This is a genomic window from Pantoea sp. CCBC3-3-1, from assembly GCF_007981265.1.
Lineage (GTDB): Bacteria > Pseudomonadota > Gammaproteobacteria > Enterobacterales > Enterobacteriaceae > Erwinia.
Genome location: NZ_CP034363.1, coordinates 4,445,335 through 4,457,822, shown reverse-complemented (window position 1 = coordinate 4,457,822; position 12,488 = coordinate 4,445,335). Strand labels below are relative to the sequence as shown.

Below are 12,488 nucleotides of genomic sequence, written 5' to 3'. Positions count from 1 at the left end.
CTGCGTCTTTGTGGCAGGCTCCTGTTCCTCACGCCAGCACTGTGTCAATAAGCTCACGGCCATCACCAGAGTATCTGCCGCTTTCCTGCGTTTCTCCCGGTCCGTCATCCTGTCGCCATCTATACTTACCCCATCAGGATGGCAAACCGACAGGAGAAAACGATGAACTTATCCTTCCTTCAGGACAACGACTTATTTCAAACCGGCTACTTTATTAACGGCAATTGGCAGCGCTGCGCCTCTACGTTTGACGTATTAAATCCCGCCACTGGCGAGACGATTGCTCAGGTTGCCCGTGCAGGCAAACAGGAAACCGAGCAGGCTATTGCGGCGGCTTCAGCCGCGTTTCCCGCCTGGCGAGCGAAAACGGCGAAAGAGCGTAGTGAGATCCTTTATCGCTGGTATCAGCTGATGATTGAGAACAAAGCCTGGCTGGGCAAGCTAATGACCGCTGAACAGGGAAAACCGGTTAAAGAAGCCGAAGGCGAAGTCGAATATGCCGCCAGCTTTATCCAGTGGTTTGCCGAGCAGGCTAAGCGTGCCAACGGTGAAATCATCCCGCCCGCCAAAGCAGGATCGCGCATTCTGGCAACGCGTGAGCCAATTGGCGTCGTTGCCGCTATTACGCCATGGAATTTCCCGATGGCGATGCTGACTCGTAAGCTTGGACCTGCGCTCGCTGCGGGTTGTACCGGCATTATCAAACCTGCCAATAACACCCCGCTTTCCGCTTTCGCTCTGTTAGCCCTGGCGAAAAAGGCAGGGGTGCCGGATGGCGTTCTTAACGCCGTTGCGGGCGATACCAGCGCGATCAGCGATGCGATCATGGCCAGTAAAGCCGTCAGGAAAATTTCCTTCACCGGCTCCACGCAGGTGGGAAAATTGCTGATGCGCAATGCCGCAGAAACGATGAAAAAAGTATCGATGGAGCTTGGCGGCAACGCGCCTTATATCGTTTTTGACGATGCAGATATTGATGCTGCCGTAAAAGGCGCTATCGCTAATAAATTCCGTAATGCGGGTCAGGTCTGCGTTAGCGTGAACCGTTTTTATATCCACGACAGCATTTACGAACGCTTTGTCAGCCAGCTGGCGGAAGAGGTGAGTAAGCTGAAGGTAGGCAACGGCATGGATGACGGTGTCGTGGTTGGGCCGCTGATTGAAGCTTCTGCGGTGGAAAAAGTGGAAGAGCACGTGAAAGATGCGCTGGCTCTTGGTGGCAGGATTGTTACTGGCGGTGCACGCCACGCACTTGGCGGCAACTTCTGGCAACCGACAGTGATCGCCGATGCCAGTGAGAAGATGAAACTGGCAAAAGAAGAAACTTTTGGCCCGGTTGCCGCCTGCTTCCGCTTTGAAGAGGAAGAGGACGTTATCCGACGGGCTAACGATACCGAATTTGGCCTGGCCGCTTACTTTTATACGCAAAACCTGCAACGCGTTTTCCGTGTATCAGCTGCGCTGGAAAGCGGTATGGTTGGCGTCAATGAATGCGCTGTTTCAACCGAGTTAGCACCGTTTGGCGGCGTCAAGGAATCGGGATTAGGTCGTGAAGGATCGGTACTGGGTCTTGAGGAATATTTAGAAGTGAAAGCCCTGCATATCGGGGGACTGTAACTCACCGGGCGGCCATTGTGTCGTCCACCGTTTGCCCTGTGGAGCGGCCCTATGAGAACAGAGATTTTCGATTTTAATGAAATTGTTGATCAGTCACATTTCTTTCGCCAGTTCAGCGAGCGTTTTGCGCTGGCGGATCGGCTAATAACGGATTTGGATACTTTATGGGATGTGGTGAATGCGTTGCCGCTACCGTTAGAGATCGCGTTTATTCATTTGGGCACGGGGCAAAGACGCCGCTATGGCGCGCTCATTTTGTTATTTGATGAAGCTGAAGAGGAGCTGGAGGGGCAGCTCCGCTTCAACATTCGGTAATGCAGCGGTAAAAAGGGCCCCGGCGAGCGGGGCCAAAGGGTTCGTCAGTGACCGTTTTCGACACGGTCGACGAGGAATTACTTATAAAGCTCTGCGGTAACATGCCAGTTGTTGTCACGACGGGCTTCGACAACCCGATAAGCGCTGGCACCTTGCTCATCTGCTTTTTGCGACAGTTGCTGACGGATATCCATCGGCGCACCGGTCACACCGCTCAGGCTTACCGTTCCCACAGATTGCAGATTCTCTGACTGCTGTGCATCAACTAATTTTGCCGCAGAAGCGCCAAAAGCGATCACAGACAGCAGGCTTAATGCAGCGACAGTTGTTTTGATTTTCATGATGTTATCCTCATTATGCTCAACAACCCGCGGGTTCTACCTGATCAGGTCGTCAATCTTACGTGCAGGCCTTCGCCCGCTCGTCACCGGATTTATTTATACAGTTCTGCAGTCGCGTGGTAGTTGCCGTTAGTGTAGGCCTCAATCACCCGATAGGATGTTGCACCCTGCGCATCGGCTTTTTCAGACAGCTGCTGGCGAATCGTGGTCGGTGCAGCATCGATACCGCTGACGCTGATGGTACCCATGGATTGCAGATTTTGACTGGCAACCTGCTGATCGGTTACCAGGTTAGCGGCGCTGGCGCCGAAGGAAACAGCGGCGGCCAGGCTCAGTACAGCAAGAGATAATGTTTTCATGATAAAACGCTCCAATAGGGGTGGGCGATAACCGAAAGGGCTAAAAAGCATTTATTATTCTTGGGGTTATCGTCTGACAGTCTTACAAAGGTAAAAGGTCGGTTATTTGTACAGTTCTGCGGTCGCATGGTAGTTGCCGTTGTTATAAGCCTCTACGACACGATAGGCCGTTGCGCCCTGAGCTTCCGCTTTCTGGTTCAGTTTGGCGTTGATATCCATCGGTGAACCACTCACGCCGCTCACGCTGATAGTGCCGATGTTTTGCATATTCTGCGCCCGATCGGCGTTGATAGAATCTGCTGCAAAGGCGCCAAATGACAGTGTTGAAAGCAGGCTTACTGCCGCGATGGTAGTTTTAATGTTCATGATATTTTTCCTCGTCGTTTTTTTTATCTAATTTTTGTGTGACTCACATCACGAAAATAAGTATAGATCTAATAACGTAAAAAATTAATAGCATGCTAATAATTTTTTGTTGGGAAACTTAAGCAATAAGCCACCTTTTAATAACCTTAAGTTATAAAAAATGCTTATATCTTGCTCATCTTCTGTTAAATATGTGGAATAACATGCAGATATGTGAATTTAACCATTTGTGCGCTAATTTATGGTTGATCACACTATGAGACGGGAGTGTCTGGTTTGAAACGCCGCTTTTAGGCCGTAAGACTAGTGTATCATGCTGTCCTGGCATCGACAGGGCAATAATAATGTAAAGCTGGCATGCGCCAGCTCTAAGACAGGGTTATGTTTGCAGGGATTTCGTCAGGACGAGCCGTGGCAGGCAGAGGCTGGCTTATAACTCTTGTTCAAACAGCATCAGCACCGAATCACGCAGCTGGCGAATAGTTACGTGACGTGCTGGAGTAATAAAAATAGTGTCATCACCGGCAATGGTCCCGAGAATGCCTTCCGGTTTACCCAGTGAATCCAGCATTCTGGCGATAAGCTGCGCCGCGCCTGGGCTGGTATGAATCACAATCATTGCATCATTGTGATCGATATCTAAAACCAGATTCTTTAGCGGACTGGAGGTGGTCGGCACGCCAAGTTCGGCAGGCAGGCAATAGACCATCTCCATTTTGGCGTTACGGGTACGAACAGCGCCAAACTTGGTCAGCATGCGGGAAATCTTGGATTGATTGATATTGTCAAAGCCCTGTTCTTGCAGTGCAGCGACGATTTCGCCCTGAGAACTGAATTTTTCTTCTTTTAATAAGGCCTTAAACGCCTTAATCAGATCTTCTTGTTTTGATGGATTACGCATAAGGTTTTCGCTAAAAGTCAGGAAACTGGGAAGGCCCGTGATGGGTTATTACATTATTATGCAATTAAGTGAATTTTTATGCAAACAGGAACTTGCTGTTTAAAGCGTGTATTCCCCCGGGCGGCGGCAGTCTAACAAAATTCATCTGCGAAAAAAAATTTTCCGGCGTCTTGATTTGACGCACAAAAAGTGAACGAATTGTTATTAAGTTGATGTAGTTGTGCTAAGTATTAAAGGGGTAATCTGGAATCGGAACGCATCGCCTGTCGGTTAACCATCGCTTCCAGTTATTTATTGATGTTACGCGGTCAAATTTTTCTGCTTCATCGTATACTCTGCGCCTTAGCGCAATTCCGGTGAGTATTATCGCTCAGACCTTCAGGTCATTTTGTGTGTAACCAGATGGATTTCCGGCAATTTATCTGCAAAATAATTAGGAGTTTAGGATGAAAGTTTCAGTTCTCGGCGCAGCTGGCGGTATTGGCCAGGCCCTCGCTCTTCTGCTTAAGACCCAGCTTCCCGCAGGTTCAGAACTCTCTCTGTATGATATTGCTCCTGTTACGCCTGGTGTGGCCGTCGATTTAAGCCACATCCCTACAGCGGTAAAAATTAAAGGCTTTAGTGGTGAAGATGCCACGCCAGCTTTGCAAGGTGCCGACGTCGTGCTGATTTCAGCTGGCGTGGCGCGTAAACCTGGTATGGATCGCTCCGATCTGTTTAACGTCAACGCGGGTATCGTCCGCAACCTGATTGAACAGGTGGCCAGTACATGTCCAAAAGCGCTGATCGGCATTATTACTAACCCGGTAAATACCACGGTAGCCATTGCTGCTGACGTGCTCAAAAAAGCCGGCGTTTATGATAAAAACAAGCTGTTTGGCGTTACCACGCTGGATATTATCCGCTCCAACACCTTTGTTGCGGAACTGAAAGGTAAAAATCCGGCAGAAATTAATGTCCCGGTGATCGGTGGCCATTCCGGCGTGACCATTCTGCCCCTGCTTTCCCAGATCCCTGGCGTGAGTTTTACAGAGCAGGAAGTCGCCGATCTGACCAAGCGTATTCAGAATGCGGGTACGGAAGTGGTAGAGGCAAAAGCCGGTGGCGGATCGGCAACGCTGTCGATGGGCCAGGCGGCGGCCAAATTCGGTCTGTCACTGGTACGGGCGCTGAACGGTGAAAGCAACGTGGTTGAATGTACCTATGTGGAAGGTGACGGCGCGTATGCACGCTTCTTTGCGCAACCGGTGGTGCTGGGTAAAAACGGCGTTGTAGAACGTAAAGCGATCGGCACACTGAGCGCTTTTGAACAGCAGGCGCTGGACAGCATGCTGGATACGCTGAAAAAAGATATTACTCAGGGCGAAGAGTTCGTTAAGTAATCGTGATGGGGCCAGCTGGCCCCATCCTTAATTCCCCGGATATTCCAAAACCGTCACGGGCAGCGTCATTTTGCGATCGCTGCGGATGATCTCGACTTCAATCACCGTACCTGGCCGAATTTCCGCTACCTGATCCATGGTTTCCAGCGCAGAGACCGCCGGTTTATGGTTCACGCTGGTGATCACATCATTGACCTGTAGGCCAGCCTTCGCGGCAGGTCCACCCTGCGCCACATTGGTTACGACAATCCCCTGAACGTGATCGATACCCGGATTCTGTCCATGAACCTGCGGGATTTCACGGCCGCTGATGCCAATAAAGCCACGAATGACCCGGCCGTCGCGAATCAGCTTATCCATAATTTTTGCCGCCAGCGCGGTAGGAATAGCAAAGCCGATGCCTTCAGGCGTTTCACCGTCGTTACTTTTATCAAAAGAAAGCGTGTTAATACCCATCAGTTCGCCCAGAGAATTAATCAGCGCGCCACCGGAGTTGCCTTTGTTGATTGAAGCATCGGTTTGCAGGAAGTTTTGATAACGGGAAGGACTTAACCCAACGCGGCCGGTTGCGCTGATAATTCCCTGCGTAACGGTTTGCCCAATATTGTAAGGATTACCAATCGCCATCACCAAATCGCCGATATGGGCGATCCGTCTGGTATTGATCGGGATAACAGGCAGGCCGGAGGCGGTAATTTTCAGCACGGCCAGGTCGGTCAGGCTATCGGAGCCGACCAGCATGGCTTCAAAAATGCGGCCATCCTGAAGCGCGACAATAATCTGATCGGCATCGTTGATAACGTGCTTGTTGGTCAGAATATAACCGCGACCGTCCATGATGACACCGGAACCGAGGGTGCGAATTTCCAGGTTATCGGCCGACGCGTTAGCGCTGCGATTGTACACATTCACCACCGCAGGCGCGGCACGGCGCACGGCCGGATTGTAGCTAACAGGTGCCTGGTCGGCACTGTCATCTTTGGCCATGATAAAATTGCTGCCGATGCGTAACGCAGGGACAGCAGCCAGCAGTAAGCCCGCCACAACAAGGCCAAGAAGCACTGAACGCAAGAGTTTAGGAAACATGGCTTTATACGCTGAATGAATAAACGTTGGGCAGGATAGCATGAGTTAAGCGGACACGCAGGTGTCCGCATCAGTTTTAGCGTAAAAGCAGGTAGATACTCTCATTATTGCGGATGATGTTCAGCGCCAGCAACGTCGGTTTTGCCGCCAGCAGTTTGCGCAGTTCAGCCAGGTTCTCCACGCGGCTACGGTTCAGCCCAACAATGACGTCGCCTTTTTGCAGGCCAAACTGTTCGGCCGGCGTTGATTTCTCCACGCTGTCCACGTTGACGCCTTTAGTGCCGTCTTTCGCTGCGCCATCGCTCAGGGTGGCACCTTGCAGAGCAGGCGTCAGCAATTCAGCGCTGGCGGTCGTCTGGCTGCTGGTATCCAGCTTGACGGCGAGCGTCTGTGGCTTGCCTTCACGCAGCAATCCAACCTTCACCTCTTTGCCTGGGGCAGTGGTGCCGATTTTGACTCTCAGCGCCGCAAAGCTATCAATCGGTTTACCATCCAGCATGGTAATGATGTCGCCCGCTTTAATACCGGCTTTCGCTGCGGCTGAGCCTGGTAAAACCTCGTTAACGAAGGCGCCGCGCTGAGCCTCAACGTTAAAAGCTTTCGCCATTTCAGAGGTCATTTCTGTCCCTCTGATCCCCAACTGGCCGCGCTTCACTTCGCCAAAGTCGATGAGCTGCTGCGCAAGATTCATTGCCATGTTCGCCGGGATGGCGAAGCCAATACCGATATTGCCGCCCGCTGAGGAAAGAATGGCGGTGTTGATGCCAATTAATTCCCCGTTCAGGTTCACCAGCGCGCCGCCGGAGTTACCGCGGTTAATCGCCGCATCGGTCTGGATAAAGTTTTCCAGACCTTCAAGATTCAAACCGCTACGGCCCAGCGCTGAGATAATCCCGGATGTCGCCGTCTGCCCAAGCCCGAACGGATTACCGATCGCAACGGCAAAATCGCCCACCTTCAGCTGGTCAGAGTCGGCAACGTTGACCTGGGTAAGGCCTTTCGCGCCGGGGATCTGAATAAGCGCAATATCGGTCTGTTCGTCGTGTCCAATCAGTTTGGCGTCAAATTCGCGGCCGTCGCTCAGCTGCACGCTAATTTTGTTCGCGCCGTTAACGACGTGATTATTCGTCAGTACATAGCCTTTTTCAGCGTTAATCACCACGCCGGAAGCCAAACCTTCAAACGGCTGCGGCTGTTCGTTGCCTTGATCCTGCTGACCAAAAAAGCGTTTCAGCGGCTCAGGGATTTCCTGCGCCTGCGTCTGGGTACCTTCAACATGCACGCTCACAACCGCAGGCAGGACTTTTTCCAGCATAGGGGCAAGGCTGGGGACGGCCTGTCCCTGAATTTGTGCCGGAAGCGTAGCTAACGCCTGCGGGGCAAGACTCATACCAATACTCAAGGCTAATGCACTTAACAGTAAGGATTTTTTCTTCATCGCAAACGTTCTCGCTACCAGGAAAGGAAAGGTTACTCAGTGGTTAGTACTGCTACGCAGTCATTTTAACAAATCGTCAGAATTCAGGCAGCAAAAAGGGCGCATAGCGCCCTTAAGTCTGATTATTTTTCGTGAGTCGCACGGTCGCTGCGAAGCAGGCCGGTCGCTGAATCAGGATAATCACGCGGCATCTGTACCGGTGACTGGTCGTTGTCAGCTTCAGATTCGGTCAGCTGATAAGCGAAAGGATTTTTTTCGCCCGGCAGATTAGGCAGCAGGTCATTAGAGCCTTTTGCCATATGTTGATAAAGCTGGCGATAGTCGCGCGCCATGTTATCCAGCAGCTCAGCGCTTTGCGCGAAGTGACTGGTCAGCTCTTCACGATAATCGGCCAGTTCAGCCTTTGTTTTTTCCAGTTCATACTGCTGGCTACGCTGTTCCCGCAGTTTTTTATTACCAAAACGCATGGCCAGAGCGCCGATAATTAACCCAACTACCAACCCAATAAGCGCGTATTCCCAGGTCATAATAACTCCCGTGTTGTCTTCTGTTGTTCCGTAGTAACGTCCGGCTGTTGCCGATTCATTACCCGTCACTATAACCGCTAATCTTACGGAAGTGGAATCCTGAGGCTGCATCGCTTAGTGTAGAACGAGCTTTTTTTCGACAATCAACAGCCTGACGCACCAAATATTTCAGGGAATGTGAATCTATGCAAACGAAGTCACCTGTGCAGCGCTATCAGCAGGCACTGGAAAATGGGTCGTTCCGGCCGGATGATATTCAACGTGAAGCAATAACCCGTCTGGACGGGATTTATCAGGCGCTAACCCGCGCCAGCCCGGAGGCGGAACCGCCTGCAAAAGGGCTGTTTGGCAAGCTGAATAAGCTGATGGGAAAGAGTAAAAACGCGTCGTTAACACCGGTTCGCGGGCTCTATATGTGGGGCGGCGTAGGGCGAGGAAAAACCTGGCTGATGGATATGTTTTTTCAGGCAATTCCTGGCGAGCGTAAGCAGCGATTGCACTTCCATCGTTTTATGCTGCGCGTGCATCAGGAACTCACGGGCCTGCAAGGACAAAGCGATCCGCTACAAATTGTCGCCGATCGTTTCAAAAGCGAAACTGACCTGTTGTGCTTTGATGAATTCTTTGTCTCTGATATTACCGATGCGATGCTGCTGGGTACCTTGATGGAAGCATTGTTTGCCCGTGGAATTACTCTGGTCGCCACTTCCAATATTCCACCGGACGAGCTTTATCGCAACGGCCTCCAGCGCGCACGCTTCCTGCCGGCCATTGAAATGATTAAACAGCACTGCGACATCATGAATGTTGATGCCGGAATTGACTATCGTTTGCGTACGTTGACCTCTGCCCACCTGTGGAAAGTGCCGCTAAACGACGAGACGACGCAGGAGATGGATCGTCTGTTTATTGCGCTTTCAGGTGAAAGCCGCACAGAAAAACCGGTTCTCGACATTAATCATCGTAAAATGCCGACGCTGGGCGTGGCGGATGGGGTAGTCGCCATGGATTTCCTGACGCTGTGCGGCGAAGGACGCAGCCAGCACGATTACATTGAACTGTCGCGCCGCTTCCACAGCGTGCTGCTGTTTAACGTGCCGGTGATGATTTATAAAACGGAAGATCAGGCCCGGCGTTTTCTGGCGCTGGTCGATGAGTTTTACGAGCGGCACGTTAAGCTGGTAGTCTCTGCGGAGGCCTCGCTGTTTGAGATCTACCAGGGCGCGCGACTGAAGTTTGAATATCAGCGCTGCGTCTCGCGTCTCCAGGAGATGCAAAGCGAGGAGTACCTGAAGCTGTCGCATCTGCCCTGAGACAAGAAAATTCAGGGCAGCAGGGCGCATTTAATTGTAAAAAGGGGTCGCGCTTTGCGGGCGACTTCTCTATAATCTTGCGACCCCACGTTACAGCAAAGGTTTTTTTCCCAAAACTCTTTGTGTTCCAGTAACTCTATCCGAAGGGGTGGGCTTGCTGGTCGAGATGGTCGTGTGAGCCTCAACCGTTTATTCAAGCGTTTGGGATTTCACCAACGTGTAACTTAATTTGGGTAAGCTTTTAGATGAAAACTTTTACAGCTAAGCCAGAGTCCGTCCAACGTGACTGGTATGTTGTTGACGCGACAGGCAAAACTTTAGGTCGTTTAGCGACCGAATTGGCCCGTCGTCTGCGCGGTAAGCACAAAGCGGAATACACTCCGCACGTTGATACCGGTGATTACATTATCGTTCTGAACGCTGAGAAAGTTGCCGTAACCGGTAACAAGCGTACTGATAAGATTTACTATCATCACACTGGCCACATCGGTGGTATCAAGCAAGCGACCTTCGAAGAGATGATTGCTCGCCGTCCTGAGCGTGTGATTGAAATCGCGGTTAAAGGCATGCTGCCAAAGGGCCCGCTGGGTCGTGCTATGTACCGTAAACTGAAAGTTTACGCGGGCAACGAGCACAACCATGCGGCACAGCAACCGCAAGTTCTTGACATTTAATCGGGATTACAGGCAATGGCTGAGAATCAAAACTACGGCACTGGTCGCCGCAAAAGCTCTACCGCTCGCGTATTTATCAAGCCGGGCAGTGGTAACATCGTAATCAACCAGCGTTCTCTGGAACAGTACTTCGGTCGCGAAACTGCCCGCATGGTAGTTCGCCAGCCGCTGGAACTGCTGGATCTGGTTGGTAAATTCGATCTGTACGTCACCGTTAAAGGTGGTGGTATTTCTGGTCAGGCTGGTGCGATCCGTCACGGTATCACCCGCGCTCTGATGGAATACGACGAGTCACTGCGTGGCGAACTGCGTAAAGCTGGCTTCGTTACTCGTGATGCGCGTCAGGTTGAACGTAAGAAAGTCGGTCTGCGTAAAGCACGTCGCCGTCCACAGTTCTCCAAACGTTAATTTACTCTGCTTCGGCAGCGTCAATTATCGAAAAACCCGGTGCTTGCACCGGGTTTTTTTCTTGCCTTTTTTCTTACCACAGCAACAAAACGCGACGGGCTTTCGCATTTTCCCGTCAAATCCTTATTCCTGCCCCCACAAGCTGTCTGAAATCTGATAAACTGTGTGTCACTTTGTGCCCATTAGCAGGGCGGTGATGCAGGTGTACCTGACCAGGTTTGCTTTGGCTTTGTCGCTGCTACTGGCTTTTTATTAAGCAGGTTGTTCGCCGCGTGGCGGGCTTGCGCAGTAATTTTCTGGATAAACTTGGAGGTTTACATGGCTGTCGCTGCCAACAAACGTTCGGTAATGACGCTGTTTTCTGGTCCGTCTGATATTTTTAGCCATCAGGTACGTATCGTGCTGGCGGAAAAAGGTGTCAGCGTAGAGATCGAGCAGGTAGAAATGGATAGCCTGCCCCAGGATCTGATTGACCTCAATCCGTACCGTACTGTCCCGACGCTGGTCGATCGCGAACTGACACTGTACGAATCTCGTATCATCATGGAATACCTTGATGAGCGCTTCCCGCATCCGCCATTAATGCCTGTTTACCCGGTTGCTCGCGGTGAAAGCCGTCTGATGATGCACCGTGTTGAGCAGGACTGGTACAGCCTGATGCGTAAAGTTGAGAACGGTACGGCGCAGGAAGCAGAAGCTGCACGCAAGCAACTGCGTGAAGAGCTGCTGGCAATCGCTCCGCTGTTTTCCCGTACGCCGTTCTTCATGAGCGAAGAGTTCAGCCTGGTAGATTGCTACCTGGCACCGCTGCTGTGGCGTCTGCCGCAGATGGGCATTGAACTGATTGGCGCAGGTTCTAAAGAGCTGAAAGGCTATATGACGCGCGTCTTTGAGCGTGATTCCTTCCTCGCTTCCCTGACGGAAGCGGAACGTGAAATGCGCCTGCATACGCGGGGCTGATTACCATGGAAATGTCGCAATTAACCGCTCGTCGTCCTTATCTGTTACGGGCATTTTATGACTGGCTGTTAGATAACCAATTGACGCCACACCTGGTGGTCGATATCAATCTGCCGGGTGTGATGGTGCCGCTTGAGTACGCACGCGATGGGCAGATCGTTCTGAATATCGCGCCACGTGCCGTCGGCAACCTGGAACTCGGTAACGATGAGGTGACGTTTAACGCCCGCTTTGGTGGTGTACCTCGTCAGGTTACCGTTCCGCTTGCAGCGGTAATGGCTATCTACGCGCGTGAAAACGGTGCGGGCACTATGTTTGAGCCTGAACCAGTCTATGAAGCTGCCGGGGAATACAATCCCGCAGACCAGGATGAATCACCCGAAACGGTGATGTCAGTGATTGATGGCGATCGCCCTGATGACAGCGAGCAGAGCGATGATGATAATCCTGACGACCCGCCGCCACGCGGTGGACGTCCGGCATTACGCGTCGTGAAATAGTGCTAAAAACCAGTCCAGCCAACGGGCTGGTTTTTTTTTGCCTGCGATAAATCTTCCGGCGCTAAAATTAGCGGGGAGGCTGTCCGGTAACGCTATTTAATCAGGAAATATCTTTATTATATATTGGCCGTTTTTGGTTACTTTAAGGTTTTTGAATAATTATAGCGTCCGAAATTGTCAGTAAAATTATCTGTATTGATTTTGATCAATCTTTAATAATAAACACGCGGTCGGTAACGTAAATTTGTTGAACTAATTATTAAAAATTACTAATGTTTCTGCGCTTCTCTTTTATCGTCAA

15 protein-coding genes are annotated in these 12,488 nt (G+C 51.2%); 8 read left to right on the top strand and 7 right to left on the bottom strand.

Annotated elements, in window-relative coordinates:
- Window positions 1-162: 162 nt before the first annotated feature.
- Together EHV07_RS20840 and EHV07_RS20835 are read left to right on the top strand one after the other, a co-directional pair.
- Window positions 163-1,617 (top strand): NAD-dependent succinate-semialdehyde dehydrogenase, encoded by a 1,455-nt coding sequence (locus EHV07_RS20840; protein WP_174822369.1) that lies wholly within the window; start codon window positions 163-165, stop codon window positions 1,615-1,617.
- Window positions 1,618-1,668: 51 nt separating this feature from the next.
- Complete coding sequence (locus EHV07_RS20835) at window positions 1,669-1,932, top strand: hypothetical protein (RefSeq protein WP_147200035.1); 264 nt, start codon at window positions 1,669-1,671, stop codon at window positions 1,930-1,932.
- 77 nt (window positions 1,933-2,009) lie between these two features.
- On the opposite strand, the gene yhcN (EHV07_RS20830) is transcribed toward EHV07_RS20835, so the two are convergent.
- The 4 genes from yhcN (EHV07_RS20830) to argR form a co-directional block, all read right to left on the bottom strand.
- Window positions 2,010-2,273 carry a peroxide/acid stress response protein YhcN gene (gene yhcN / locus EHV07_RS20830; RefSeq protein WP_147200034.1) on the bottom strand — a complete coding sequence of 88 codons (264 nt, stop codon included), beginning with the start codon at window positions 2,271-2,273 and terminating at the stop codon, window positions 2,010-2,012.
- A gap of 92 nt (window positions 2,274-2,365) precedes the next feature.
- Entirely contained in the window at window positions 2,366-2,632 is a 267-nt protein-coding gene (gene yhcN / locus EHV07_RS20825; protein WP_147200033.1) for a peroxide/acid stress response protein YhcN, read from the bottom strand.
- Window positions 2,633-2,734: 102 nt separating this feature from the next.
- Window positions 2,735-2,998 carry a peroxide/acid stress response protein YhcN gene (gene yhcN / locus EHV07_RS20820; RefSeq protein WP_147200032.1) on the bottom strand — a complete coding sequence of 88 codons (264 nt, stop codon included), beginning with the start codon at window positions 2,996-2,998 and terminating at the stop codon, window positions 2,735-2,737.
- A 430-nt stretch (window positions 2,999-3,428) separates the two neighbouring features.
- Window positions 3,429-3,899 (bottom strand): transcriptional regulator ArgR, encoded by a 471-nt coding sequence (gene argR, locus EHV07_RS20815; protein ID WP_147200031.1) that lies wholly within the window; start codon window positions 3,897-3,899, stop codon window positions 3,429-3,431.
- A 446-nt stretch (window positions 3,900-4,345) separates the two neighbouring features.
- Between argR and mdh the strand changes: the two genes are divergently transcribed.
- Complete coding sequence (mdh, locus tag EHV07_RS20810) at window positions 4,346-5,281, top strand: malate dehydrogenase (protein WP_147200030.1); 936 nt, start codon at window positions 4,346-4,348, stop codon at window positions 5,279-5,281.
- A 27-nt stretch (window positions 5,282-5,308) separates the two neighbouring features.
- On the opposite strand, the gene degS is transcribed toward mdh, so the two are convergent.
- The 3 genes from degS to zapG all read right to left on the bottom strand — a co-directional run bounded on the left by degS (window position 5,309) and on the right by zapG (window position 8,332).
- Window positions 5,309-6,367, bottom strand: coding sequence for an outer membrane-stress sensor serine endopeptidase DegS (gene degS, locus EHV07_RS20805; protein ID WP_147200029.1), 1,059 nt, complete (start codon window positions 6,365-6,367; stop codon window positions 5,309-5,311).
- Between the two features lie 76 nt (window positions 6,368-6,443).
- The gene (gene degQ / locus EHV07_RS20800; protein WP_147200028.1) at window positions 6,444-7,805 is read right to left on the bottom strand and encodes a serine endoprotease DegQ; all 1,362 of its coding nucleotides are present in this window, start codon (window positions 7,803-7,805) and stop codon (window positions 6,444-6,446) included.
- Between the two features lie 122 nt (window positions 7,806-7,927).
- Window positions 7,928-8,332, bottom strand: coding sequence for a Z-ring associated protein ZapG (gene zapG / locus EHV07_RS20795; RefSeq protein WP_147200027.1), 405 nt, complete (start codon window positions 8,330-8,332; stop codon window positions 7,928-7,930).
- A 185-nt stretch (window positions 8,333-8,517) separates the two neighbouring features.
- On the opposite strand from zapG, the gene zapE reads away from it, so the two are divergent.
- The 5 genes from zapE to sspB all read left to right on the top strand — a co-directional run bounded on the left by zapE (window position 8,518) and on the right by sspB (window position 12,187).
- The gene (gene zapE / locus EHV07_RS20790) at window positions 8,518-9,645 is read left to right on the top strand and encodes a cell division protein ZapE (RefSeq protein ID WP_147200026.1); all 1,128 of its coding nucleotides are present in this window, start codon (window positions 8,518-8,520) and stop codon (window positions 9,643-9,645) included.
- A 245-nt stretch (window positions 9,646-9,890) separates the two neighbouring features.
- A complete protein-coding gene (gene rplM / locus EHV07_RS20785) occupies window positions 9,891-10,319 on the top strand; it encodes a 50S ribosomal protein L13 (RefSeq protein ID WP_147200025.1) in 429 nt (142 codons plus the stop codon).
- Window positions 10,320-10,334: 15 nt separating this feature from the next.
- Complete coding sequence (gene rpsI / locus EHV07_RS20780; RefSeq protein WP_125287074.1) at window positions 10,335-10,727, top strand: 30S ribosomal protein S9; 393 nt, start codon at window positions 10,335-10,337, stop codon at window positions 10,725-10,727.
- 318 nt (window positions 10,728-11,045) lie between these two features.
- A complete protein-coding gene (sspA, locus tag EHV07_RS20775) occupies window positions 11,046-11,687 on the top strand; it encodes a stringent starvation protein SspA (RefSeq protein WP_147200024.1) in 642 nt (213 codons plus the stop codon).
- A gap of 5 nt (window positions 11,688-11,692) precedes the next feature.
- The gene (gene sspB / locus EHV07_RS20770) at window positions 11,693-12,187 is read left to right on the top strand and encodes a ClpXP protease specificity-enhancing factor (protein WP_147200023.1); all 495 of its coding nucleotides are present in this window, start codon (window positions 11,693-11,695) and stop codon (window positions 12,185-12,187) included.
- Window positions 12,188-12,488 lie beyond the last annotated feature (301 nt).